Source organism: Mycobacterium sp. GA-1285, from assembly GCF_001499905.1.
Classification (GTDB): Bacteria; Actinomycetota; Actinomycetes; order Mycobacteriales; family Mycobacteriaceae; genus Mycobacterium.
In genome coordinates this window covers 220,011-243,635 of the sequence record NZ_LQIS01000023.1, presented here as the reverse complement: position 1 = coordinate 243,635, position 23,625 = coordinate 220,011, and the positions used below count along the sequence as shown (strand labels likewise).

21 protein-coding genes and 2 pseudogenes are annotated in these 23,625 nt (G+C 61.5%); 12 read left to right on the top strand and 11 right to left on the bottom strand.

Annotated features, from left to right (window positions below):
• Positions 1 to 704: 704 nt before the first annotated feature.
• From AU193_RS22875 to AU193_RS14855, 5 genes and pseudogenes are all read right to left on the bottom strand, one after another.
• Entirely contained in the window at positions 705 to 1,445 is a 741-nt protein-coding gene (locus tag AU193_RS22875; RefSeq protein WP_156425224.1) for a thermonuclease family protein, read from the bottom strand.
• A 12-nt stretch (positions 1,446 to 1,457) separates the two neighbouring features.
• Positions 1,458 to 1,796: a DUF732 domain-containing protein gene (locus AU193_RS14870; protein WP_064423114.1), complete on the bottom strand. Its 339-nt coding sequence runs from the start codon at positions 1,794 to 1,796 to the stop codon at positions 1,458 to 1,460.
• Complete coding sequence (locus AU193_RS14865) at positions 1,793 to 1,999, bottom strand: excalibur calcium-binding domain-containing protein (protein WP_064423113.1); 207 nt, start codon at positions 1,997 to 1,999, stop codon at positions 1,793 to 1,795. The genes AU193_RS14870 and AU193_RS14865 overlap by 4 nt, the downstream gene beginning before the upstream one ends.
• A 246-nt stretch (positions 2,000 to 2,245) precedes the next feature.
• Positions 2,246 to 2,568 (bottom strand): annotated as a pseudogene (locus tag AU193_RS14860) (IS21 family transposase); the annotation flags it as partial.
• A gap of 688 nt (positions 2,569 to 3,256) precedes the next feature.
• Positions 3,257 to 4,261: an HNH endonuclease domain-containing protein gene (locus AU193_RS14855; protein WP_064423112.1), complete on the bottom strand. Its 1,005-nt coding sequence runs from the start codon at positions 4,259 to 4,261 to the stop codon at positions 3,257 to 3,259.
• Between the two features lie 149 nt (positions 4,262 to 4,410).
• Between AU193_RS14855 and AU193_RS23615 the strand changes: the two genes are divergently transcribed.
• Both AU193_RS23615 and AU193_RS14845 read left to right on the top strand, forming a co-directional pair.
• Entirely contained in the window at positions 4,411 to 5,529 is a 1,119-nt protein-coding gene (locus AU193_RS23615) for a hypothetical protein (protein WP_253867834.1), read from the top strand.
• Positions 5,526 to 5,984 carry a hypothetical protein gene (locus tag AU193_RS14845; RefSeq protein WP_064423111.1) on the top strand — a complete coding sequence of 153 codons (459 nt, stop codon included), beginning with the start codon at positions 5,526 to 5,528 and terminating at the stop codon, positions 5,982 to 5,984. Before AU193_RS23615 ends, AU193_RS14845 begins: the two co-directional genes overlap by 4 nt.
• Before the next feature lie 2,124 nt (positions 5,985 to 8,108).
• Here the strand turns inward: AU193_RS14845 and AU193_RS14840 are convergent.
• Together AU193_RS14840 and AU193_RS23165 are read right to left on the bottom strand one after the other, a co-directional pair.
• On the bottom strand, positions 8,109 to 9,272 hold the full coding sequence (locus AU193_RS14840; protein WP_156425223.1) for a zinc ribbon domain-containing protein: 1,164 nt from the start codon (positions 9,270 to 9,272) through the stop codon (positions 8,109 to 8,111).
• A gap of 743 nt (positions 9,273 to 10,015) precedes the next feature.
• Complete coding sequence (locus AU193_RS23165) at positions 10,016 to 10,417, bottom strand: DUF732 domain-containing protein (protein WP_156425222.1); 402 nt, start codon at positions 10,415 to 10,417, stop codon at positions 10,016 to 10,018.
• A gap of 815 nt (positions 10,418 to 11,232) precedes the next feature.
• Here AU193_RS23165 and AU193_RS14825 point away from each other — a divergent pair.
• From AU193_RS14825 to AU193_RS22870, 3 genes are all read left to right on the top strand, one after another.
• On the top strand, positions 11,233 to 11,451 hold the full coding sequence (locus tag AU193_RS14825; RefSeq protein ID WP_253867832.1) for a DUF732 domain-containing protein: 219 nt from the start codon (positions 11,233 to 11,235) through the stop codon (positions 11,449 to 11,451).
• A gap of 289 nt (positions 11,452 to 11,740) precedes the next feature.
• Positions 11,741 to 11,890, top strand: a complete 150-nt coding sequence (locus tag AU193_RS23160) for a hypothetical protein (RefSeq protein ID WP_156425221.1) — start codon at positions 11,741 to 11,743, stop codon at positions 11,888 to 11,890.
• 434 nt (positions 11,891 to 12,324) lie between these two features.
• A complete protein-coding gene (locus tag AU193_RS22870; RefSeq protein ID WP_082682985.1) occupies positions 12,325 to 12,990 on the top strand; it encodes a DUF2510 domain-containing protein in 666 nt (221 codons plus the stop codon).
• Positions 12,991 to 13,064: 74 nt separating this feature from the next.
• Here the strand turns inward: AU193_RS22870 and AU193_RS23865 are convergent.
• Positions 13,065 to 13,297: pseudogene (locus AU193_RS23865) on the bottom strand (IS21 family transposase); the annotation flags it as partial.
• Positions 13,298 to 13,559: 262 nt separating this feature from the next.
• Between AU193_RS23865 and AU193_RS14815 the strand changes: the two are divergent.
• The 7 genes from AU193_RS14815 to AU193_RS14775 all read left to right on the top strand — a co-directional run bounded on the left by AU193_RS14815 (position 13,560) and on the right by AU193_RS14775 (position 20,556).
• A complete protein-coding gene (locus AU193_RS14815) occupies positions 13,560 to 13,928 on the top strand; it encodes a DUF732 domain-containing protein (RefSeq protein WP_082682983.1) in 369 nt (122 codons plus the stop codon).
• A gap of 391 nt (positions 13,929 to 14,319) precedes the next feature.
• Positions 14,320 to 14,814 carry a hypothetical protein gene (locus AU193_RS14805; protein WP_064423103.1) on the top strand — a complete coding sequence of 165 codons (495 nt, stop codon included), beginning with the start codon at positions 14,320 to 14,322 and terminating at the stop codon, positions 14,812 to 14,814.
• Positions 14,815 to 15,416: 602 nt separating this feature from the next.
• Complete coding sequence (locus AU193_RS14800; protein ID WP_064423102.1) at positions 15,417 to 16,262, top strand: hypothetical protein; 846 nt, start codon at positions 15,417 to 15,419, stop codon at positions 16,260 to 16,262.
• A 124-nt stretch (positions 16,263 to 16,386) separates the two neighbouring features.
• Entirely contained in the window at positions 16,387 to 17,418 is a 1,032-nt protein-coding gene (locus AU193_RS14795; RefSeq protein ID WP_253867830.1) for an EcsC family protein, read from the top strand.
• A 110-nt stretch (positions 17,419 to 17,528) separates the two neighbouring features.
• Positions 17,529 to 17,819: a hypothetical protein gene (locus AU193_RS14790; RefSeq protein WP_064423100.1), complete on the top strand. Its 291-nt coding sequence runs from the start codon at positions 17,529 to 17,531 to the stop codon at positions 17,817 to 17,819.
• Between the two features lie 30 nt (positions 17,820 to 17,849).
• Positions 17,850 to 19,370 (top strand): serine/threonine-protein kinase, encoded by a 1,521-nt coding sequence (locus tag AU193_RS14785; RefSeq protein WP_064423099.1) that lies wholly within the window; start codon positions 17,850 to 17,852, stop codon positions 19,368 to 19,370.
• Between the two features lie 628 nt (positions 19,371 to 19,998).
• Positions 19,999 to 20,556 (top strand): hypothetical protein, encoded by a 558-nt coding sequence (locus AU193_RS14775; RefSeq protein WP_064423098.1) that lies wholly within the window; start codon positions 19,999 to 20,001, stop codon positions 20,554 to 20,556.
• Between the two features lie 388 nt (positions 20,557 to 20,944).
• Here AU193_RS14775 and AU193_RS23155 read toward each other — a convergent pair whose 3' ends face one another.
• The 3 genes from AU193_RS23155 to AU193_RS22860 form a co-directional block, all read right to left on the bottom strand.
• Entirely contained in the window at positions 20,945 to 21,103 is a 159-nt protein-coding gene (locus AU193_RS23155) for a hypothetical protein (RefSeq protein WP_156425220.1), read from the bottom strand.
• A gap of 622 nt (positions 21,104 to 21,725) precedes the next feature.
• Positions 21,726 to 22,142 carry a hypothetical protein gene (locus AU193_RS14765; protein ID WP_064423096.1) on the bottom strand — a complete coding sequence of 139 codons (417 nt, stop codon included), beginning with the start codon at positions 22,140 to 22,142 and terminating at the stop codon, positions 21,726 to 21,728.
• 1,032 nt (positions 22,143 to 23,174) lie between these two features.
• Positions 23,175 to 23,546: a DUF1942 domain-containing protein gene (locus AU193_RS22860; RefSeq protein WP_172798310.1), complete on the bottom strand. Its 372-nt coding sequence runs from the start codon at positions 23,544 to 23,546 to the stop codon at positions 23,175 to 23,177.
• Between the last annotated feature and the right edge of the window lie 79 nt (positions 23,547 to 23,625).

The following is a 23,625-nucleotide window of genomic DNA, read 5'->3' as shown; positions in this document are numbered from 1 at the left end:
CTGGCGGGGGACTTCGGTCCCCAAGGCTTATCGCCGGGGCTGTACTCACTTCGGCGAGAGGGTCAGGACTCGGTGGGCACGGGATCTTCGATCGCTTGGCTTGGCCTGCGTGTCGATCATGATGTCGTGTGTTCCCCCTGCCGCCGAGTGAGGCGCTCGTTAGGCTGTGCCGCTCAACGCTTCCGGGCAGCGCTGAGCCTGGCGTGACGGGCTACCTGACCTGAACGGAGTGCACGAGTGCGTCGCAATTGGCCACCGTGAGTGTGAGATTTGGGTGCAGTAGCAGCCCGAAAGGGTCGATACCGCGTATAGGTTCAACCATGGTTAGGCAGACGCCGCGATCCCCGTTGGTCGCGAAGGTCAGTCCTCTGTCGGCGAGAGATAAGTGTGCGGGACCGGCGGTCTTGATGAAGGTGTAGGGGCCGGTGATGGACGCATCGGCGATGTTGTCTAGGGCAGTCTGAACCTGCCACGGGCCGAACCGGGCAGTCAGCTGACCGGCACTCAGTCGGACCTCACACGTCGAAGGCCTGATACCGAATGGCAATCCCGCCAACCGGTACGGAGTGGTGAAGCGGAACCCGAAGTTTCGGTCAGGCACGCCGCCGGTCTACCCCTGCTGAGGTCGGTTGAAAACCGCAACCGTTCCGTTCCGAAGCAGGCGGTGGCATGCCAAACCACGTCTCAGCGCGGATACCCACCCGTCAGCTCTCGCAAGCGACGCCATCGCTGTCTCGGTCCAGCGCGGGGCGATATCCAGGTTCTCCCGCCATCAGGGGTGCCGCGCCAGCTCGACGCGCTGCAGCACAATTGGAGTAATACACGGTCGAACTCTGTGGTGGCGTTACGTCACCGGCTGGCGGTGGCGCTGCAATCAAGGGAGCAGACGCTGGGGGCACGGCCTCTGTGGCATCGACCGATGCAGTGTTCCCGTTGCACGGTGGACCCCACAGTCCGCGGAGAGCGCCTCGAGCTTCAGCTTCAGCCGCCGCTATCGCGTCTTGACGGGCGACTGGCGTCCCGCCGTAGACATAGGACCTGGCCGCACCGGCGCGGGCTGCTTCGACTGAGTAGTCCCACCCATCTGCCCGCACCAGATATGCCAGTGTGCGGCCATAGCGGTCTGTCCGGTCCTGCGTGGGGTCGATGACTAGCGCGATTCGTTGCCCGAGCAGATTCGACTCCGCGAACCGGGTGGCCTCTGGTCCCCAGCATTCCACTGGCGTGCCGGGTTTCTTCGTCTCGGGCGTGTCGATGCCGAGTGCCCGTATGCGAAGCCGTCCCCGGACATCGTCCCGGATGTCGATGGTGTCGCCGTCAACCACCCTCAGCACTTCGGCGGTCGTGGTCACCGGATCGGCTTGGGCCGCGACGCACGGCAGTCCGATGATGGCAATCACCACGCCTGCTAGGGCAGCAGCAAGCCTGCAGCGTGTGATCTTCATGAGATGGCACATCTATGGGCTGAGGTTCTCGGGGCAGTAGATCACCCTGCCCGCCGATACGATTCTGCTCGCAACGTCGAACGAGTATGCGCCTTCGCGCATCAGGTCAATGACGACTAGCGCCCCCCGCATGCCTTCGCTGCTGCGTTGGCATGCCTGTAACGCCTGCGTCCGCACAAGGGGCCGATCCGTCACGGTGATGCCCGGCGAGTTCTCAAAGTCTTCAGTTAGCAAGCGATAGAAGCGTTCGTCATCACCCGGTGAGTACGCACCGGGTTCGGAATGTGCAACCGGAGCAACCATGAGCGCGGCGAGGATCAGCGCGGCGCAACCAAGTAGCTGCCGCGTCACGACTCGCAGCCGATGCCGTCCAGGTCCCGGTCCAAGTGCTCGCCGTAGTACTCGGAGGTAGACGGGATGTCGGTGTCACCGTTCGCGCGAGCCTCGCTGCAGTTCTTGTAGGGCACATTTGCGACGGCCATCGGCGAGATAGCGATAGAAGCCCCGGCAATGGCTCCGGCAGCGGCGGCGGTGAGAACGAAGGCGCGAAACATGAAGGCACTCCTAGTGGTAATAGTCGGCGATCGCCGATCCGGAGGCAGACTAGCTAACAACTACTTTGGGACACAAGTCCCATTTTTGGGAGAATCGCACCGCCCCGCCAGACTCGCTCTCGTGAGCGAGCGCTGAAGACTGTCAAGCCACCGGCAGGCAGCTTTCCCGAGCCAGCAATTGACCCCCTGCCGGTGGTGGTTGGTGATTATTCCTCAGTGGTGCCTACGGCGGCTGGTGTGCGGCCTGGCCGGGTCTGGCGGCAGATACCGGTCGCAACTCGGCCACCCGTGACGAGAGCACTCGGATGGAGCGCTGCCAGCCGATCCGCTCGGCGCTCACCCTGGCCGGGCATGGTCGGATAGACCTGCAGCAGCTCGCGGATCCGCGGCTCGACCGCATCGACGATCGAACCCCGCGGCGGTCGTTCGTATTTCGGCGGCGCATCGTCAGCCAGCGCCGACTTCACGGTCCTCTTCGAGATCTTCAACGTCCGCGCGATCACCTTGATCGGCAGGCCCTCGGCCCGACGCAGCCGGCGAATCTCCGCCCAATCCTCCACAGTAATCACTCTCCAATCAGACGGGTGCTCACTTTTCGACCGGAACTACCTGCTCACTTTTCGACCGGAGCCGACATGTCCCCACAGGACGCCGGGGTCATCTTCGACGCCGTCACCACGTACTTGTGCTGACGCGATACGAAGCGACGTCCGTACTAAGGTCATTCGGCCCACCGGTCCACCGCAGAGGCCTAACGTTTACACCACTGCAAAAGCTGAGGGTTGGTTGAGGGTCTCCATGAAAACTCCTAGGACCACGCGGACATACTTGCTACCGACCGTAGGGGTATTAGCACTCCTGCTCGCCTCGATGGCCACCTGCCCGTCACCAGCGGCACAACCTAACCGCTGTCCAGCTCCGTCTGGCTCGTCCACCACTGCGGTAATTGGCTGTTCCTGCAATTGGGGAAGTGACCCCGCCCAGACCGCAGGCGGGGCCTCCGCCTTCTGTCGGTATGTCGTAGGAGTGGACACGCCGGTAGGTTTCTGGACATACACCGACGTAGACATCTTCCTGCCGCCAGGTCCGATCGACATCAACATGTACGTCTGCCAGTCGCAGACGAACCGTTCCCCGGATGAGTGCGCGGTGTCCCTGTCGCAACCTAGCTATGCGGGCAACGGGGTTGCTCACTACTGAGGCAGGCGAGCCACCGACTCGTGAGGGACGACTCCGGTCGCACCAGGTCGCGCGCCCTCACCTCGGTGGCCTCCATTCCGCGCGCGTGTACTCGGTCGCACGGCCCTGTACGGAGCGCAGGAAGGCGAGCCGTGCCTCTGGTGTCTTCCCGGTCACCGCAATGACCGCTTCGCGCAGAGGATGATGACTGGAGATGAGCGTCTCGTTGCGCCGCCATAGCCGTTCAAGGAAGTCGCCGTGTGGAAGTCGGTGGAACTTGCCTGCCTCACCCCGGTTGCATACGGCGCAGGCCAGCACAAGGTTCCAGACGTCGTCCAAATCGACAAACAGACCTCGCGCCATCAGGGAGTGCGGAAAATAGTGGTCGACATCAGCGGAGTGTTCGAGGCCCAGAAGAGGTGTCACCGGCGCGCCGCAGTAAAAGCATGTCCCGGCTTGGTATCCGCTTAGACCCGGTCGCACCCAGGTGATGGAGCGGCGGTGGCCGAGCATGCCGCGCACGATCATCTCCGAGGGCCGGTCGTAGGCCACCCGCAGGAGCGAGCCGGTCGATCGCTTTTCGTGCCAGGTGCTCTCGACCAGACGCCAGCGGGACTCCGCTTCGGCCTCCAGCGGCTGTTTCGCGTGTTGGTTGGAGGCTAGGGCGAGCAACTCGTCGGTGAAGCGGATCCCGCGCAGCGACTGCTTGCGCTCGTCGTGGAAGAAACGGGTCTCGACATCGCTGGTGCCGACCACGTGGAAGGCGTCGATGACGTTCTCGAAGCCGAGCAGCGTAGTGGTGGTCACCAGTTCCTCTTGGGTGATGATGCCCGCGTTGAAGTGACGGCACGCATCGAGGAATCGGCTCGTGGCAGCGGTGGACTGTGTGTCCACCCGCTGGATGTGGGCGCACAACTCACGACTGAACGGGACCGCCAGTTCCTCCAGCGATGCCGACGTCGCGCCCGACTCGGCCAACGACAGGATGGACTTCGCCAGGGCGAACTTGAAGGAGGCCACATTGCGGCCTCGGAGGACAACACTGCGGAAGTCCTCCGAGGAGGCCGAGGTACTAGCCGCCATGAAGGTGACCGTACCGGTTTATCCAGACAGATCAGAGACGCGGCAATCGAGGCCACCACGCTGTGGTGCGGCGCTGCTGGAGGAGGACAGGAAGCAATCTCGGCGGCTGATCAGAATCAATGTCGGTGTCCGTCGTTAACCTGAGGAACATGGGGGACTCGACCGACGGCTTCACAAGGCCACCAGATCAATCCGAGCCGGGAGCAACGGGCGAGCCGAAGAATGTGAGGGCCATCGTTCGCACCGTCGCTCGCGCCCACGGGTGGCAGGTGCTTACTGCTGACGAGATCGAAGACACGTACTCGCTTCCCGGTGCGCCTGCCAAGAAGATCAGGCTGCAATGGGCCTTAGGCGGCCATGTCCTCCTAGCGTACGGAGGTGGTGGCGTCAAGAACTGGCTGACACGATTCGACGGCTACCCTGACCACCTAGCTAAGACGGAAAGCGTCCTGCGAGCCCTCGCGGGCCGAACTGACGTGTTCCCTGCGCCATCCTCGTTGGACGCAGCGGTCAGGTACGTCATATCACCGAGCCTGCTGCTTCCACCCGCCCCGGCGGTGCCCATGCGTTGGTACGCCCGGCCCGAGGGTGAAAGCTGGGAGCTTTCGGCCAAGCCGCGTCTGGCGTCGTGGGAGAAGGCCGATAATCCAGCTCAGGTGTGCCTGCAGGCGTACCTCGACGACACCGAGGCGCTGCTTGCGGACTCGCGCATCGATGGCCCTTGGGCACTTCGGCTCGACGTCGGTCTTCCGCCCGCACGAGATCTGCTCAACTTGGCAGACCTCGACAACTACGCATACCCACTCGCCCGCCGTCTACAGGACTCCGGCCTGGTGTCGGTGTGGTGCACCAAGCAGCACGCTGAGCACTCCTTCGTGCGGATTGAGCCTGCCAAGGAAGTGATCCAGCCTCCGACCGATGTGCTCATAGCGCCAACTACGGCTTCAGCCTCGACTCTCGCCTTTAAGGAGCAGGTCTACACCGCCGTTGCCGGGGCCGCCGAACTTCCACCCGGCCCCGTCAGGCTGGAACTCGCCTTCGTCGTCGATCCCAGGACCAACTGGCTGAACCTGTGGAAACAAACGATTGACTCCCTCGACCCAATTCTCGGGCGCACCACCTCGGACCGTGACTGGCATCCGCTCGACGGCAGGATCACCGAGCTGGGAATGCACCTCACCGTTGACTCCACTCTTGGCTACAACCGTGTGATCGGCATAGCCGCCAGCCCGGCGCGGCGCGCAGGCTCGATGGAGGAGATTGCATGAATCCCGGTCTCGACGAAGTCTTCCCGCCGACGCCGGAAGCGTGGACGGAGTTGGCGCGGCACGAGATGGTTGGTGATCACCAGTTCGGTAAGGCGGTTCGGTTCATGGAAGAGGGTGGCACCGACGCGCGTCTGCTAGCGGAGCGACTAGGCATCAAAGTCGACTACGCCAACTGGCTTCTGACCCACGCCCGGAAGATGAAGCGCGGAACTATCCGCGTCGTCGTCAGCGAGAAGAACAACGGTGGAGAGACGGCGAGTATGCAAGCTCACCACTATCGCTACGTGCTCGACGACGACCTCAGCCCTGAAACCAGGCACTATGTCGAAACGGTGATACGGAAGTTCCGGACCGTTAACCCTCACATTCCCATGAAGGCCGCGAAAGCCCAAGGCGCTCAAGGGGTCTTACGAGCGAGAAGACAAACCCGAACCGGCGCAGTGCATGAATCCTGATTGTGAATGGGCTTGGACTCGGCACAGTGGTGAATGCTCATGAACTCACACCAAGCACCGGACAGGGCGCGCCCCTCGCCCGTCGCGTCACGGGCCGTCTTGGGATGACGCCATGCGGTGCAGACTGCACCACCATCAGAACCCCATTCTGGACCGCCGATGCCCACCTACAAGACAGCAATTGGGTCGCTACCTACCCGCAGGTGCCGTGTGTCACTCCTCTATCGAAATCGTTTGGGCCAGGGACGATAACGACCACTTTCGACAAGAACACCCTCGCTGGAACCCTGTCCACGGTCCATGTACCAGGATCGTGCCCGGGAGGGTCTGAAGCGCCGATGACCATGAACATCGTTCTGACCAAACGTTGACGTAACCCGTCCGAGGCCCGGTCATGCCCCAGCTGCGTCAGCAGGGCCGTACTGCGACTTCTTCGACCCCCGGGTTCTGCGATGTTGCGACGCGCTGGGGCGCGCCAGGCGTACCCCGCAGGAGTGCGAGAGGTATTCGCAGGACCCGTCACGGTTGCATGCCAGCTGATCGCGCGCAGTCGCCGCCACCGATGTGGACGTGGACGGGTTCACGAGGACGACCGGGTCTAGTTGGCTGCGCGAGCGTCATCTTTCAAGCTGCGGTAGACCACCCGGGCAAGGCGGCGCTTCAAGCGGCGTAAGGCAGGCATGGGCGGTTCTGGCCTCGATACGGTCGCGGTAGTACTGGCGCGCTACCGCGCTCCTCGAAGCGAACCTTCTTCCCGCAGTCTGGCTCGCGTCGAGTCTCATGCATTATTCGTCCGCGACAGGCCTAATAAGCGGCTACGCCCCGCCCCGCGCTCACGACATAGCGTGGACGGTGGATGTCAACAACCACCTGCTAGCACCGGCGCTCGTATTCGCTGACCGGGTAAGTATAAACTGCCGGGTCTTTGAAGCCTTCGCATCGTTCGGTGATACAGCGCCAGCGCTCCTGGCGCTTCTCGACGGGATCGCAGTAGGTCACGCGCGACTCAAGCTTCGCCAGCCCACCGCAGTGTTTGCACATCGGAGCCGGTTTGCCATCGCCCGCAAGTGGCCTGCTGACTGGTGGAATGGGCGGGGCTTGTCGTGCGGCAGTATTTTCAGCTCCGCGCGCGGCACTGACCGACGTGTTGTTGCGTTCCACCTGAGATTGAGTTTCGACCTGACTAGATGGGTGTCGTGTTGACCGAAACCCAGCAGCGATTCGCGCTAACCGTCTCTCTAGACGGGGTCGGCGGCGCTCCAAGAGGGCCAACTCTTCCGTACTCAGGCAGGACTTTCGGTCGTACGACGCGGGTGTCCACCCTTTGTGGACTATCTGGCCAGGCGTCGCCAGAGTGCCTTCGGCACTGCTTCGCAACCTTCCCGGCGTGTCACGGACACGACTTTGAGCCTTCTTCTGGTGGCGTCGTGCCATGTCGTTCCCCTGTCGTCACGAGCTGACTGTGAACCAGGTTACACAACCCGCTCGACTAGCGGTCTGGGTAGTTTCCTGGAAAGCGTCGTGCCAACGAGCTGAAGACGAGGCGGCGGATTCGCATTAACCACGGACCCGGATCGGCGAACCCTTTTTCTGCAGCGGCCTCGAAGCGCTCCTGCACCAAGGTATAGGAAGCGCAGTCCACTCATACCGTTCCTCACGGGAGTGAGGCTTTTTTCCTACCTATGTCCTTTCCGTACGGGCGCAAGGTTGGGTCCGTGCCCGCAATGAGAGACAAGGTTGAAAACTCCGGGTTCCGGGCAGTGAGTTCGAGGGTCATCGTGTTCGGTACTAGTGCTCTGACCAACGATCTGTTCCCATTTGCGAACAGAGGCGAGTGGCTGGAAGATCGGTGAGCGTCGGTTCGCGTCTGGCGGGGATCTCGCCCTGCGTGCCCGTGTCGTCTATGTATGTGAAGTGTTGCTCCACATAGTCCACTCGAGCTTGTCTCGCTCATGTATCGCGAGGGTACGCGTGCTCCGGCGCGGGGGACTTCTTCACCGAGCCGTGAGTGTTCACCGCAGCGTATACGACGAACCCGCCATCGCTCCGGTGGCAGTGAGCCATATCGCGGTCAGCCATTTCAGAGATGAAGTGGTCGCTCGGCTGCTGAGAATTAGGCACACTTCACCGCTGCGCGTGGGGCACGTCGAAAGTGTTGTGGCACTTCGAGCAAGTAAACGAGCGGTTAATTACGGGCACAAGGTTCGGCGCGTTGCACTCGGGGCAAGACACCTCCCGATGCCCTGGTACTGGGGCGGGTTTCGTCCTTTGTACGTCTCCCACCGCCTGGGACTGCGCTTTACGTCTCAACCTCGTGTTGCATTGTCCACATTGCCAAACCTGTTGACCGCCAGGTACCTGCTGCGTGTGGTCGCACTTATAGCACCGCATATTCTCCGTGAGAAAGCGGTATCCGCAGTGCTTACACACCTTCGCATCGGCGAGGATCGCCTCCGCGCAGTCGGGGCACTTTTTCGTACGTGATTCCGCCGAGGCGCGGTCAACGAACCCATCGGCAGTTGACGTGTGGATCGCGTGATACGCGCTATAAGCCAACACCCCCGATCCAAACACGGCTGCGGCGACTCCAACGCTAGCGACATAGATCGCGATACCGAAGCTAGCTAGTTCTCCCGGTTGGGTGGTGTCAGCCACTCCGTCCTTAACCGGATACAGAGTACGCGACTCTTTGTTGTTGGCCCAGTAGATGAGATACCCCGTTGCGATGACGGAATTGATGATGGGGTAGCCCCAATTGGTCGGCTTGTGGAAGCACACCTGATAGCCCGTACCGGCAATGAATGCTGCGAGCACGATGAACCACCAACCGCCGCCCTGAATTATCGTGTTTTCTTGGACAGTCGAGAAGGTGCTCGTCGGTTCGATGAACGGCAAGAACGTGGCGATGACCATTGCAACGGCTCCAACGATCAGCAGCCCGAACCCGACAGGCCCCTCAGCTCCCACTTTGCTCTTCATCACCGGCCCTGTCGTCCCTCGGGGATCAACCCGCCCGGGATCGATCCGACCGCTGCTACCCCCGGCGGACCCCGACGGCGGGTCCGTAACCCTCTGGTTGGTGCCGGTTGAGGTTGCGGATCTGTTGTTACCGAACGCGCCAGCGAAATTGCTGTCGCCCCGTGCAAGTGCGCGGCTGTTACTGCCGAACACTGAGGCCCGGTTGTCGGTGCCGTACGCATCCGCACGGCTGTTATTTCCAATCGTAATGGCCTGGTTGCGATTACCATTTTCGCCGCCTGAGCCTGCGAGGCTGCCGTTGCCGAACACAACCCCCCGGTTGTTGTTCCCGCCCCCTGCAATTACTTGGCTACCGTTGCCGAAGGTGAATGCTCGGTTGTTGTCACCGCCTCCTGCCGAAGCACCGGTTGAGGTGCCGCTAGGGAAGGCGGCATTAGGTGGTCGGGCTAGACCCTGCAATGGGTAAGGCGGCCTGGGTCAGCTGTGAGCTGTTCCTAAACGGCAGCCCGACAATGAGCGACGCCGCCCTTGCTGGTGACGGATCGGACGTCACCTGTTTCACGGTGCTGTGATTAGGTTTATCCCACCCTTGCCCACCTTGCGCCTCTAGTAGCCCGAACCGCGAAGGATAAGCACTATGATTTCGATTCCAACTCCCTTCGCTTCACGCCTTTCAGCCCGACGAGGTGCCGCAGCAATAGCCGCGGGTCTTGCCGCCCTCGCCATCGGAGTGGGACTTCCAGCCCAGGCCGAGGCCAGTCCGGTGCCCGACGACTGGTTCATGGACGACGGCATCGGCGTCGGCCTGCGGACGACCGGAGCGCCCTGCTCCGAGATGCACGTGTGGGCCAGTTCCGGTGGCCGCTGGGCACTCTGGTGCAACCCCAGAACAGGCGTCTGGGAGCAACCGCGATAAACGGGCAGACTCCGGCACTGCGGGTATCAGCAACTTACGGTTCGACATTCTTGCCCATTCCCTGCAGTAATCGGTCGCGACTAGTCGGGCCGGAGCGGCGCAACGACTTCGGGCCGGAGCAGGTAGCGCTTGAACCTCAAGAGCAGGCCATGTCCTGAGCGTTGATAAACAGTCCCTGGCCTGCCTTGCTTTCGCTTATCCCGAGGTCTTCAGCCAGGAATTTGACGATGTAATTGGGCGACGTCCCGCCCGCCAGCGACTGACAGATCCCACGCCCGATTTGGAGCAGCCGGTCACGATCACTTGGGATGCCTGCGATGTTGTAGCTGAGCGTTTCGTTGATGAACGCTACCTCGCCTGGACGCGCTGGGCTAACGTCAGACCAGCAGTTCCACGAGCTGGTATGAGCGCCGCAAAAGCCTGGGTCATCGGGACCAGGAGGTACCGCGGGCGGTGCGGCAGCGGCGACTCCGCCTGCTGCCAAAGCAACAGCCGCCATGGGAATGGTCAGCAAAATTCTCCACGGATGTCTTGCCATGGTCTCGTCCCCTCGGAGCGCGTCTCCATAAGCCCATGCATAGGCAATAAGCAGCAGTCTCGCATGTTTGATTGGGCACCACAGTGACAACAGCCGCGATGGTTCCCTAACACACGGGGCAATGGAGGCTGCAACCGTTGAGCTGTCCCGGCGTCGACTTCTGCAGGCCAGCAAACAAGTTATAGGGAAACACCCGATTTCTTTGCGCTGACCGCCGCCATATCCTCAGGCAAAAGGACACGGGGATTAGGAATCATGATGAACAGGACGGGGACTTTACTCGCTAGCACGTTGACTGCGGTCGGACTCGCAGCGCCAGCGCAGGCGCAGGACGACTGGGGAACCATTGACAGCGGCCAGCCTGCGGTGACCTACGTCTACTGGACTGGAGCGCCGTGCATCGCAGTGGTAGTGGCTGCACGTCATGACCCGACGCAGGTGGAGGGTCGGTCGGTATGCGGTGGCGAGTGGCGGTACTCAGAGTCCAATATCTGGCCCGGTGATGCGTTCGGCGTCGACCCCGTCATGGGTGCCGCCAACTTCATCGAATGCGCCATATTCCGAGGCGGTGGCCGCGTCTGGTATGACTCTGCCGTCCGCGGCGACGGAAGCGACGTCAACTGCCTACGGCGGGCAATGTGATGGGCACTGGATCGCCCCACCGGCTTCTCGGGAAGACAAAGCTGACCGTCATCGCAGTGACATTTTGGTGGTGTACCGCTCTTTCGATCGGAGCCGTAATGTTGGCAGCCCCAGCCGCCGCCTGTACAGACTCCGACGACGTAAACACCTTGTGCGTTAACGAGCAGGCGTTCGTGCATGATCTGGCCGCAGCCGGTATCACTCCTACACAAACACCAAGGATCATGCTTAACCAAGCAAATGGATTGTGCGGCCTGCTCGCAAATGGAGTCCCCCGCACCGTCGTGGTTCAGAAGGTGTACGGCAGCGCGGCGATGCACCTGAACCAGGCTGAGGCCATCGTCACCGCAGCCCAGAAGCACCTCTGCGCCTTCACCCTCAACGGAGGATGATGACACCGCGTTTCAATGGCCGTAGTGCCGCCGCTGTTCGTCTACGACCTCAGCAAGTGACGAGTATGAGAACTCACAGGGCGACTGCATCCTTCGACCCGCGCGGACTCCTCGCAGCCCCCCGAGGGCGCGACCTTCGTGTGTGAGGACGCGGGTTTCCTCGCCCAGGCGCGCACCCTGCCGGCCTACGGCCTGGTGACGAAATCTTCTGACTGTTCCCGCTCCGACTGCAGCAGCATGCGCCACCGACGACAACGTCCTCGCGCTCGGAAATCAGGCATGCAAGGCAATGGACCTCTATCCCCACGACAGCGTCGCCGCGACCAGTCTGGTGTGTCCGAACTATCCCTCTAGCTCCTCCTACGACCAGTCTCTGTTGATGATCTACACCGCCGACTATCTGTGCCCCGAGCACGCGAACATGTGGGCGGACTTCTGACGCCTGGCTATTCGGTTGACGGCTGCGAGAAGCCTTGCTGCGAGCGGACGGAGACTAAGGAAGACGCCCCGCTCCTCACGGAGGTCCGGTTGAAGGCGGGGCGTGGTCTTTTTGAGATCAGTAGTACTCGTCACTGCCTCTCGGAGCGTGCGGAGGCTTACCCAGTTCGGGGATGTGGGCACGGGAATAGACGCTGCGTCGGACCCTCTCGTGACCAGCAGCGTGCTGAGCACCGTCGTCGCACCGACCACTGCTCTGGTGCCTCGAGGCGGTCGCCAGTCCGCACGCGCAGGTCATCCAGTGGCTCGGACTGGTTCGACCCCAGCATGAACCGACAAGAACTTCGCATCCGGCGAATACGCAACGTGCGACCCACATCGCTGTAATCTCTCACTCTGTCCAGGTCACAGCGCAAGACGGATCGGTGGGGGCGCATGACTTCAGCAGGACCCGAACCCGGCTGGTACCTCGATCCCGACAACAACGACCACGAGCGTTATTGGAACGGCGACGCCTGGACTGAGCACCGGCGGAAAGCGATTTACGACCACTCCCTGTCCACGCGGACGGAGAACGTCGGCGGGCGTGGAGATGCGTCGCCAGGCGAAGCCACCGGTCCTGTGACGCCACCGGACGTGTCATCGCCCCTCAACGATAAGCAAGGACTCGTCAGCATCGACGCTATGGAGCTGTACAGACTTGTACAGGCTCAGCAACACGAACTTGCTCGACTGCCGACCGGGCAGCCGGTGAGCCGGTCTTTTCTCGACCGCCTCGCTATCGGTGTGGCGGTGCCGCTCTCACCATTCGCTGCTGAGATTGCGAAGGATGCCGCGATTTTGTACGCGAGTGCCCAGCTTTATCAACTGGGCCAGCGTCTGGAAGATCGCGAGATGGGGGTGCCGGAGCTGTATCGGTATCCGCGTGAGGTACGAAAGCGGGTTCGCGCAGCGTATCCAGCACTCAAAGCGGAGATGCGCCGCCAGGAAGCCGAAAAGCGCCGCCAGGAGAAGGAGGAGCGTCAACGACACGAGCAGCTCTTGACGCAGAAATACGGCAAGAGATGGCAAACCCACGGCAAGAAGTGGTGGCAGGTATGACTTGGCCGACGTCATGGCGCTGAAGACCGGGAAGACGTTCGCGGAGTACAAGGGCCTGCGCCTCTTTCGGATCAGATCCGCGCTACGAACCGGGAATGCCCGCCGGTCCACCCGACCCGCTCGGCGATCACCGGCGCTGGCATCCCGGGATACACCGAAAGCAACGCCCGGATCCGCGCGGCTCGACCTCGTCGATCTCCGAAGGCGAGGAGGGTCGCACGTACTTCGGTGGACCCTCGCTGGCCAGCGCATTGGCCACCGTGTCTCGCGCGATGCTCAGTTGCCGTGCGTTAGCCCGCTGCGACATTGCTTCGCTGCGGTGAAGAGGCCTGGCAGATCGCGGCTGCCGACAAAGCGCCGACGATGGACATGATACAGCGCAAGTACGCACACCTCCGAGAGGCCAAGCGCCGCGCTGAGGCCGAGGCCGCCGGGCGAGCTGCTGTGGCCGATCTCTACGAGTGATACGGGAGTCATCCGCTCGCGGAGCGGGCAAGGTCGGGATCGTCGCAACACGAACTTTGCCCATTGCGCAGTGATCAAACCCTATAGGCGGTCAGGATGATGCCATGGGGAGAACATCAGCGGTTGCTGCAGCCTTGTTATTGGCGGTGGCGGTGTCGCTGGGTGTCCTAACCGGCGCTCAACCCGCCTGGGCCGATATGACACAGGAGGACTACAAATTCCTAACGACATTGGAGTCCATCGGTTGGACGATCCACGATCCGGCAGTTCTTATCAGCCAAGGCCACATGGTCTGCAACGAGGGCTTAGCGCACGGGGTGTCGTGGCTTGAGATGCGGTCGACGCTTATGGGCTATGGATACTCGCGGGACGATGCCTCACTCCTGATACACAACGCGGTCCTCGCTTACTGCCCGACCTACAGCCACGTTTCGGACGAGATCTACGAGGACCTAATGGGAGGCGGGCGTTGAGTCATTACTCGGAACACTGCACGCCGACCGGGGGATGTCGTCTTTGCTCTCCTGGTCCGCTCGTCCAAGCATGCGCGTCGACCGCGCCTGCCCGGCTAGCCAGGTGGCTGACATTAGCCGGAGGCCTGGCTTTCGTGGCGCTCACGCTGGCTGCATGCGGACGCTCTCGTGACGAGACGTCTTATCAGCTCGGATACGAACAGAGCAATATGGCCGAAATCTACTTCAAGGGCAAATGCGGGATGCTCGGGAACTGTGACTACCCCGCCGCAGCCGAGGATTCATGCCGATACTTGGTCAAGCAAGAACGCGATAAGAGTCCGAACCGGGAAGACCTCGTTCTTGAGGACATGGTCGCCGGCTGCATAGATGGCCTTCCCTCGGAGCCAAGGTGAACAGCGGCCTGCGACTTGCCTCCAAAATGTCTGGCAGGAAGACGAAAACTTCACTCTGGCAGGTCGCGGTGGTCAAGGGGTCCTACGCCGCCCTAATCCTGACAATTGTCGTCTGTGGGTTCAGAACGGGCCAGGCATCTGCTGACCCCTCCGTTATTGCTGACCGTTGCACGAACCAGATCAACTATGTGTACGACCTCCGCAACAACGCCGAGATCAACAGCATTGGTGCCAGCACGGGCATCTGTCCTCGCCCGCAGATGTACGGGCCAGATGCCTGGTCCGACCCCTTCATTGTCGGGCAGTCCTACATCGCCTATTGGGCACGGCAGTTGCAGCGGCTGGACCCGAAGTACGGTGATGGCGCGGTGGATAGCTCTGACTCAGGGGTATGCACACGTGCGGTGCACGCGACAACCATTCCTCAAGTCGCCCGTCTTGACGATGACGAGATGGTCGCGGGGTGCTTAGACGCCTTGAAGGTGGGTTAGACCGTTCTCATCGAACGAGCGTCTTAACGACTTCAAAGAGCGTTTCTGCGGGTCGGACGGTAGTCGGCGATGCTGCCGACATACGGTGGCCGTCTCCGTCTATAGGACCGCGTCTGACAGGTGGTCCCAGAGACCAGCAAATAAGTCATAGGGAAACGCCTGATTGGTCCCCGGCTGTTGTGGCCATATCGTCGCTCGAAGAAGGCGGGGCGCAGGCGGGGCTGGGCGCGCCTCGACGGACTACGTCACTTCCGGTACGAGCATCGCCCGAGGGATTCGGGCCGGGGAGGGTTCATTCCATGAAGAATTTTTGGTGCAAGCTTCTCTTGTTAGGCGCTGCGGCAGCAACCGCTTCGACGGTTAGCGCAGCCGTCGCCAACGCCTACGACAGCATCGACTTCGGTACAAGTAAGGCAGCCTGCCAGGCTGCAGAAAAGCAGGCGAGGGCCGCTGGTATCCGGTATGCGAACTGTCACGAAACCGGGCCTGGACATTACTCGCTCTCATGGGATGACTGACTGCGTCGATGACGTGCATTCTTCGTATCGGCCCGAGTGTGGGTCTGCCGCCAGGTCGACCAACGAGGCAGCCGGGGATGGTGGATGTCGGTGACCGATGAGCGCTTTGGGCCGGCGAAGGTTAGCGAGCACACATCGCAGTTGCTGACGATTCTGGAGGAGGCAACGGGGCTTCCGGGAGAACTCCACAAAGGCGGCGGAATGATGTCCCCTCGTGGCACGCCCTTGTCGCCGTCAGCCTGTGTCAAGTTTCCAGAAGATCAGGTGTTCATTACCGACCGGGTCAGCTTCTGGGTTGTCGGGGGGCATACCTACCTGGGTATGTGGCCCGCAGAGGTCCAGACCCAATACACACGATTCTATTCAGACCCGATGAAAGTCGAGGCTGTCATTGCCCTAGGCGGCAGTGAGGGCTGGCAGGTCAATTCGAACTTCCATATCGCGTACTGGCATGCCCAACCAGCACACCGTTGGTACCCAGATCTGAGCGAGTCAGGAAATATTCGCCGATGGATTGTCGACTTTCGTCGCGGATGTGCCAGAGCGCGAAGCCGCGATGAGGTTGAAGAACCGAGTTTTCGCCGGTGGCTCGTAGAACGGGGATATGTCAGCGAGAGTGAAATCCCGACGCTCGACAGTTGGCTGAACGATCATCCCACTGTCGAACAGTTCTTCATCCGCCCGGGTGTCCAGGTACTGAGAACCTGGGTTGTGACCGACACGGTCTCCCCGGAGCGAAGGAGTGAGTTCGTCGCCGAAGTCCGTGACGCGGTTAATCAGGTCTTGTCCGCCCTCGGTGAGCCAAAGCTCTCGGCCCTCCAGCCGTACACCAGAGTGAAGAAAGCCCGGGCCAAGCTTGAGCCGCTCAAGGTGTGCCCGACCTGCTTCACGGTCCTGCCGGTGACCGGCATATGCGACAACTGCGCATAGACGTCAAGCGACTTGGAGGAACCCGGTGGGGTTATCAGATTACGAACGGCAAGAGTTGGAAAAGGTTCGCGAGCACCGAGAGCGCGAGCTGTGTCGGTCCCCCCGTCGGCTAGTACCTGAATCCGTGAAGGACAAGGGGCGCGACTGGTATGGCAGGGCGCTCAACGCACCCGGTGCAGCCAAGGTCAAAGATGGCGGAGCGGCAGCGTTGAAGGCGACCGCTGAGGGGGCGGGCAAGTTCATGACTCGCACGGGTCAACTGACGACATCAGAGGCCCGGGTCGTCAAGGCCTATGCCAAGCGGGGCCATCTTGTCGATCACCTGGACGACATCCGCAAGCTGGACCTCCGGGCCATCGACAAGACCGCCTCTTTCACCCGGCTGCACTATGCCTACTCGGTGTCCGCCGCTGCAGAGGGAGCCGCCGCCGGATTGGCGGTGAGCGGTGGTCAGGCACTAGCAGCAGCCGGTGGCGCAGCAGGAGCAGGAGCAGGTGCCGCAGCAGGAGCGGGAGTGGGTGGGATAGCAGGAATAGGAGCGGGAGCCGCACCTGGACTGGGTGCCATTGCGGCTGCAATGGGCGTGGATGCCGCCGCGCTCCTGACCATATGCAGCCGAGTCATTGCGCACGATGCGCTTTACTACGGATATGACCCTCGTGACCCCGCTGAGGAAGTTTTCATGATGCAGGTCATCGGGCTTGGGCTGGCGGTGACGCCAGCCGCGAAAGCTGTTGCCTACCAGCAGCTTGCCATTCTGACGCGCAGCCTCGCGACAAACATGGCATGGCGGCAGCTCAACCAGCAGACCCTTGTCAAGGTCGTGCAGAAGTTCGCCACCCAATTTGGACAGAAGCTCACCAAGAAGAAGCTCGGGCAGTTCGTGCCCGTTGCAGGCGTTGGTATCGGTGCCGCCCTGAACTGGAAGATGGTCGACGACGTGGCCAATGCTGCCTACTGGGCATACCGGGAGCGCTTCCTCTACGAGAAGGGCGGGACCCTTGAGCCGATCATCGTCGACGTCAAGGCAGATGACGATGCCGACCAGGGTGATGCGGAGTCCTCAATTGATGTGATCGGCCTCCTTGAATCCGAAGGCATGGTCCTCGAAGACGAAAACGACTCCCACACCAGTGACGCCGACGAGGACGAGTAGGCCTGGAAGCAAAAGTGAGTCCGGGAGTCAGGTCATACAGGATGGGTAGTCGGGAACGCAGGCCAGTCGGTTCGAAGTCGTTTCTTTCTAATTGACGAGGTGGTCATCCAGTGACTGATATTGATGGTTTCGAGGCCGACCTGTGGGAGGGCATCGAGGAGTCAAAGCGGCTTGGCTACAACCCAACCCGTTTCGTTCAGATGGTGAAGCAGTACGGACCTGTGGCGGCAACGAATAAGGTCGTGGACACCGACCAACCAAGCGATGGTTTCGTCAAGCTGGCCTATCTCATGAAGCCGCCTCGGCCCGACCTAACCAGTGAGCAGCTTGTGCTGAACTATCCCCAGCTTTTCGACGATGCTGTGGTGCAGAAGGCAGGGCGGAGAATCGGTCGCTCATGACAGAGGGGCTGCTCAGATCGCCCGGTTATTATGCCGCTAAGAATCGGTGAGACCTTCGCCGGGTACCGGGTCCTGCGGCTGCTCGGCTCCGGAGGCATGGGCGAGGTCTACTTGGTCCAGCACCCCCGCTTACCCCGCCAAGAGGCCCTCAAGGTCCTCCGCCCGGACATATCCAGCGACCCCTCTATCCGGGAGCGGTTCATCCGCGAGGCCGACCTAGCCGCAGGACTTCATCACCCCCACATCGTCGGGATACACGACCGAGGTGAGCATGACGGCCAGTTGTGGATCGCCATGGATTACATCGACGGCACCGACGTCGCTCACCTTCTGGAGCAGAAGTATCCGGCGGGCATGCCGGTCGATCTTGTCCTGCCAATCATCACCGCAGTCGCCAGTGCGCTGGACTACGCCCACAAGAAGGGGTTGCTCCACCGTGACGTCAAGCCCGCCAACATCATCGTCGCCGAACTCTACACCGATGGCCCAAGTGTCTTCCTCGCAGACTTCGGTATCGCCCGGCCTCTCGATGACATCAGCGGCATTACCGCGACCAACATGACGGTCGGCACCGTTGCCTACGCCGCTCCAGAGCAGTTGATGGGCGAGCAGATGGATGGGAGGGCTGACCAGTACGCCCTCGCCGCCACTACCTACCACTTACTGACCGGCCAGCAGCTGTTCCCACACTCCAATCCGGCTGTAGTCATCAGCCGACACCTCAACTCACCGGTGCCTGCCCTTGCTGAGAGACGACCCGAACTAGCCTCGCTCGACCCGGTTCTGGCTGCCTCACTGGCCAAGAATCCGAAGGACCGCTTCGCATGCTGCACGGACTTCGCCCGTGCGTTCACCGAAACCGCTGCGACGACCCCGCGAGTTGCTGCAGCGCCGACCACCCCGGCCCCGGCATCTCGCAGGCCCCACGTCCCGCGTACCCCTTCGAGAACCAGTGGTGTTACCGCCGACCGCGACTCTGATGCCTCCGTCAAGCGGTGGCTGATTGGAATCTCGGTTGCAGCGGTAGTGCTACTGCTCATTGTGGCTGGGGTGCTGTGGCGGCCATGGCAGCACTCGCAGTCTGAAACCAGCGCCACTTCATCGAGTAATGCACCGACTCCACCCGCCCCCAGCGCGAGGACGACGCCACCCGCGCCGTCTCCGGCCGTCCCGCCACCGATGACAATTACGGCATTACCGACGACAAGCACCGCTGAGGTTCCCAGTGGCCCGACCATTGGTGACGAGTGCGACGACTGGATGAAGTTTTCCATCGACCCGTTGTCGGGCCAGGAAATGCTGTGCAGCGGCTACTCGGGGGTTCTCAGCCGCGGTGAACCCATGAGGTGGTTTTCCGCCGAGGAGGGTGCGGTGGGGCCGTCACACGGGACGGCTGACTTACCCCGTGTTGGCCGGCTCGGCAGTTCTTGTGATGGCGAAGCGTCACTCACGATGGGACGGTCCAGCGATGGATACATGGTGATGTGCGTAGGCGGGGGGCCTTACGACAGGCCCGGCACCAGACCGGTGTGGACCAAGTACAGCCCTTAGACGCTCGTCTCGAAAAGGATCTTCGCTTTCGAAATGGCCAAAGGCATCTGCCGACATACGATGCTGAGTGTTTTGGAGGCAACCGGGGAACGGGGTGTCGTGAACGGACCGAGGCCGGGCGCAGTGGTTCCGCCGCAGTGAGGGGACGCGATTGATGGACGACGTTCGTGGCAAGTGGCCACACGACTACCGAAGGCTGCCCCCCTAGATCGGACAAGAGATCGCCGCCACCAGGCCGCCGAATGTCCTGACGCACAATGCTCGGGCGTTCTGGAAGCTCACCGAGGCCGACAGTGGCGAACTCACCTGGCTCGCATTCACCCGGCCTGATGCGCGGTCGGCACTCGCGCGGCGCAAGGTCTGGACTCTCATCCCGCCCCTGCAGGAATTCATGGCGAACTGGTTCGTGAGCGTCGACCACGAGTCTCATCGATCAGAACCAGTGGATACACACCAACATCGACGTTTATGAGGCACGAAAACTGGCGCTGCTGGTGCCGCAGCCGAAGGTCGAGGATATAAAGCGGATCACCCGACCTGAAGCGGTGCTGACCCTCGACGACATCGACCGGCACAAAGTGACGACCGTGTTGGGCAAGGGAACTGCTCAAGCGATGAGGACTCGACGATGACTCGCCCGAACAAACAGGGATTCTGGGAGTGGGCGTACGGCGACCTGCTGTCTAACACCAACCGCGGCGTGCTGGCCGAGTACATCGTGGCGACAGCACTCGGCATTCACAACACGACGCGCGTGGAATGGGACCGGTGCGACCTTGTCATCGGTGATATCGGTGTCGAGGTGAAGTCGGCTGCGTACGTGCAGACGTGGAAGCAAACCCAGCTATCAAAGATCGTGTTCGGCGTCCGCCCCGCAATGGGCTGGGACGCCCGCACCGACACCTTTGCGGAGAGTGCGGGGCGAAGCGCCGACGTGTACGTATTCTGTCTGCTCGAAGGTGACGACCACGATGCCATCAACCCGCTCGATGTCGCACAATGGACCTTCTATGTGCTACCTACCAGCAGACTCCCCGAGCAGAAGACGATTCGGCTCGGACCGCTGAAAGCCCTCGGCCCGTATGAATGCGCCTACGACGAACTCAAGTCCGCCATTCACGGGGCAGCAGCGGAGAATCGCGGCGAGGCCCAAGGCGTCGTCCGCCGTCAGCATCGACGCCCATAGAGATGCGGTGCCGGCGTTGCGGGCCGCGGCGTGACTCGGGCCGGAAGGTGACAAAATGCCGCTATCCCCGTGTCTCGAAAACGATGCAAGAAGCCTTCGAGGCCGAGGAGATCACAACTTTCCCACTCCTGACCGACCTTTTCTCAAGCCGCAGGACCGAGTTTGCATGCTGGACGCCAACAAGCCTATTGCGGGGTTGGCTCCGCAGCGTGAACTCCTGCCCACCGAGAAGGGTCTGCAGGCATGGATCTAAAAACGGCGGGATCACCTGGAGGAGTTCCGGAAGCGCGGCCTGACGCGGTTCCAGCAGCAAGCCACCCTCGACGGAGGTCGTCGCGTAGACATGTTGTGCAAGAGGCCAACTCAGAACCAGTTGGTGGCCATCGAGCTAAAAGCCGCTACTCAACCCGACGATCGCTCCACCGGTCAGATCCAGCGCTACCTCGACGATCTGGCTCGTCACGCCGAACGACGCGGCTACGACGCCCACCAGGTCGTCATCTCTGGGCAGCCGGACACCTCGGTTCGAGAGCTGGTGGAACGTCATGCCCAGTCACGCGGACTTACCGTTGAGTTCCTCTTACCGGGTGCAAACCAAACTCCTTCCACACCCCTGAGGGCCTCGGCTACCGCCCACCTGTTCCCCGGCATTCGCAGGATGAGGCTGCGCTTTAAGGGTGCATTACCAAAGTCGACGCGGGCGGCGCTGAACGACCCGCTATTGATCGCTCAGTCCACTACTACTCCGCCAGTGCCATGGCGACGTCCTCCACGTCCAAGCCCCAAGCCACCAGGCAGCCGTTCTGATCAGCCAAGGCATAGGGGCCGTAGTCACCAAACCAACGACTGTCCTGGCGATACTTCACCAACTTGAGTCCCTGCGCGTGGGCGCGCCGTCGAAGCGCACGTTCTGAAGACATAGCTGATCCCTTCGGGTCGAGTGACTGGAGTCGATCCCTAGCCAAGCCATGTCCAGTGTTGAAGGAGCAACCGAAGCCGCTCTTCCACCTCAACGACGTTGATGATCAAGTTTGTTCCTGAAGGCATGCCCGTTCTGCCTAGCCACCCAAGCCGCAATAGGGGTTCCGGCCGATGGGCCGCGCTGGGACGTGAAGAGACCCCGCCCAGATCAACTGTGGCGGGGTCCTAATGATGGGTGCTAGCTGCGGCTACATGAACGTCCGGATCAACCGGTAGGTAGTCCCGAGTATCTTGATGGCGAGCATGCCGAGCAACACCACCGTCAGCTTCTCGGCCGTGTGCTCGGAAAGGTCGCCGAAGTGGAGTGCCGTGGCGAGACCGAGCGTCGCCCAGTCGGTGACCCGATGTACGAAACGGAACACCTGCCCGACAGTGGACTGGGTAGCCGGGTCATTCTTGCCGAAGAACAGGCAGACCACGATGGCCAGTTCGAGCAGGAAGAGTCCGCCCGTGATCAGGGGTGGAAAGTGCGCCAGGTGACCGATCAGCACGACGGCCGCGATCAAGTAGTGAACGATGTTAGCGCAGATGCGGAGGCGCGGACGCCGCGTGAACTCGCCGATCTCCTTGAGGTGATAGGCGAGTGGATTTCGTCTACGCTTCATAGTGAGAGCCTCGATTCGGAGTTTGGACGCTGCGGGTTGGGTTTCTCACGGAATGCGCCGCCGGTTGCAACGGGGGCGTGTCGATCAAGTGGCGGGCGGCCTCGGTACCAGCGAGGTCGCCCGTCGTCGTGTTCGGCGGATCCATCCGGTCCCTCCACGGGAAGTTGGTGCAGTAACAACTTCAAAGCTACCGGCGATTCAGCCTTTGTGTGCGGTGTAAGAATCCGACACACCAGCATCACTGTTATGTCTCGGATGCGTCGGGCCGATCGAAGGGCCACTGTCGCACAACCGACATATCCAGGTCACCGCGTCACGGCAGCTCTTGTTGCCTGGCGGTGTCGCGGCCGGTTCTGACGAGCCCAACGGGATCCTTGAAGTACATGACTTGCCGCTAAGCGCTGTTCGTTCGGTGTAGGCGTAACTGAAATTGACCCTCCGGGCGGGTGTTGGCGTAGATGAAGCCACCAGCTCGACGTCGTCAGGGGTCAGGTCGAGGACTCGCCCACTCCAACTGCGAGCGAGTACTCGCGGTACAGTTCCTCGTGGAGCGGCCCCCGCTGCGGGAGATCAAGTACATCTCGTCGAAGAGCACGATCACCGGGAGTGCCCTCCGACGTCGCTGCCCGGCACCGTGCGGGAATTCGCAGGACAGGAAGCGGACCGAGGCTAGGAATCGCCAAAATCATGGACTCGATCGGTAGAGTCCTCGTTCCCGACGGAGACGCCGAGGCGGACGCATGACGTCGAGACGTAGAGACGAAGGACAAGGTCACCCTGCGTGTAACAAGCCGCCCATCGAGTTCCGAAACGCACCGTCTGCGGCAGGCTCGGCGGCTTTATTGGCGCTTTGGGTGGGCGTCAACCAATGGCCGGGTACAGCCAGCGGCGGTCAGGCGAAGAGCCACCGCCACAGGCTGTCGTGCCCGTGCGTATCGGAGACCAAGTCAAGCTAGGTCGACTAACCCGTATTCGCCGCGCATAGCGTGTTCTTGGACGCGTAGCGGGCTCGCACGGAGGTCGTTTAGGAGTTCAACCGACGGACCACAGACCTCTATGTGAACCCATCGCTTCCTCCAGCATGATTTCTTTGATCTTCATCCCGGATGGCACATCAAACCCGACCTTGCCCCTAGTCAATTGCCCTTGGGAAAGTTCCCCAGACATTAGTATTGGTTCGACTAGAGCCAGCCCTGCTGACAGGTTGGTCCCATCTACTGTAAGTGCACTGAAACTCAATGGACTGACGTTGATAGTCCCCTCCAGCACTTGGATCGTCACGTCGATGGAAAATACGGTTCCTTGAACCGGCACGTACGGGTCCGATATCTCAACCGGTCGCAGATTGGCTACGGTATACGCGGCCTTGGTAGGAACGTCGGTAAAGAGGTTCGTTCCGCTCACTTCCAGAGTCGCACCTATCGGAGCTCTCGACTCGCTCGGCGGAGTCATAGACACGCTGGGAACTCCAGTTGTGGCAATG

Bases quoted from the DNA above. Each gene is read 5' to 3' on its own strand.
- AU193_RS14775 (WP_064423098.1), top strand. From the start codon at position 19,999: ATGACTCGCCCGAACAAACAGGGATTCTGGGAGTGGGCGTACGGCGAC.
- AU193_RS14845 (WP_064423111.1), top strand. From the start codon at position 5,526: ATGAATCCCGGTCTCGACGAAGTCTTCCCGCCGACGCCGGAAGCGTGG.
- AU193_RS22875 (WP_156425224.1), bottom strand. From the start codon at position 1,445: ATGAAGATCACACGCTGCAGGCTTGCTGCTGCCCTAGCAGGCGTGGTG.
- AU193_RS14800 (WP_064423102.1), top strand. From the start codon at position 15,417: ATGTCGGTGACCGATGAGCGCTTTGGGCCGGCGAAGGTTAGCGAGCAC.
- AU193_RS22870 (WP_082682985.1), top strand. From the start codon at position 12,325: ATGACTTCAGCAGGACCCGAACCCGGCTGGTACCTCGATCCCGACAAC.
- AU193_RS14815 (WP_082682983.1), top strand. From the start codon at position 13,560: ATGGGGAGAACATCAGCGGTTGCTGCAGCCTTGTTATTGGCGGTGGCG.
- AU193_RS23160 (WP_156425221.1), top strand. From the start codon at position 11,741: ATGGACCTCTATCCCCACGACAGCGTCGCCGCGACCAGTCTGGTGTGT.
- AU193_RS14765 (WP_064423096.1), bottom strand. From the start codon at position 22,142: ATGAAGCGTAGACGAAATCCACTCGCCTATCACCTCAAGGAGATCGGC.
- AU193_RS23615 (WP_253867834.1), top strand. From the start codon at position 4,411: ATGGGGGACTCGACCGACGGCTTCACAAGGCCACCAGATCAATCCGAG.
- AU193_RS23165 (WP_156425222.1), bottom strand. From the start codon at position 10,417: ATGGCAAGACATCCGTGGAGAATTTTGCTGACCATTCCCATGGCGGCT.
- AU193_RS14865 (WP_064423113.1), bottom strand. From the start codon at position 1,999: ATGTTTCGCGCCTTCGTTCTCACCGCCGCCGCTGCCGGAGCCATTGCC.
- AU193_RS23155 (WP_156425220.1), bottom strand. From the start codon at position 21,103: ATGACGTTCCACCAGCTCTCGAACCGAGGTGTCCGGCTGCCCAGAGAT.
- AU193_RS14785 (WP_064423099.1), top strand. From the start codon at position 17,850: ATGCCGCTAAGAATCGGTGAGACCTTCGCCGGGTACCGGGTCCTGCGG.
- AU193_RS14855 (WP_064423112.1), bottom strand. From the start codon at position 4,261: ATGGCGGCTAGTACCTCGGCCTCCTCGGAGGACTTCCGCAGTGTTGTC.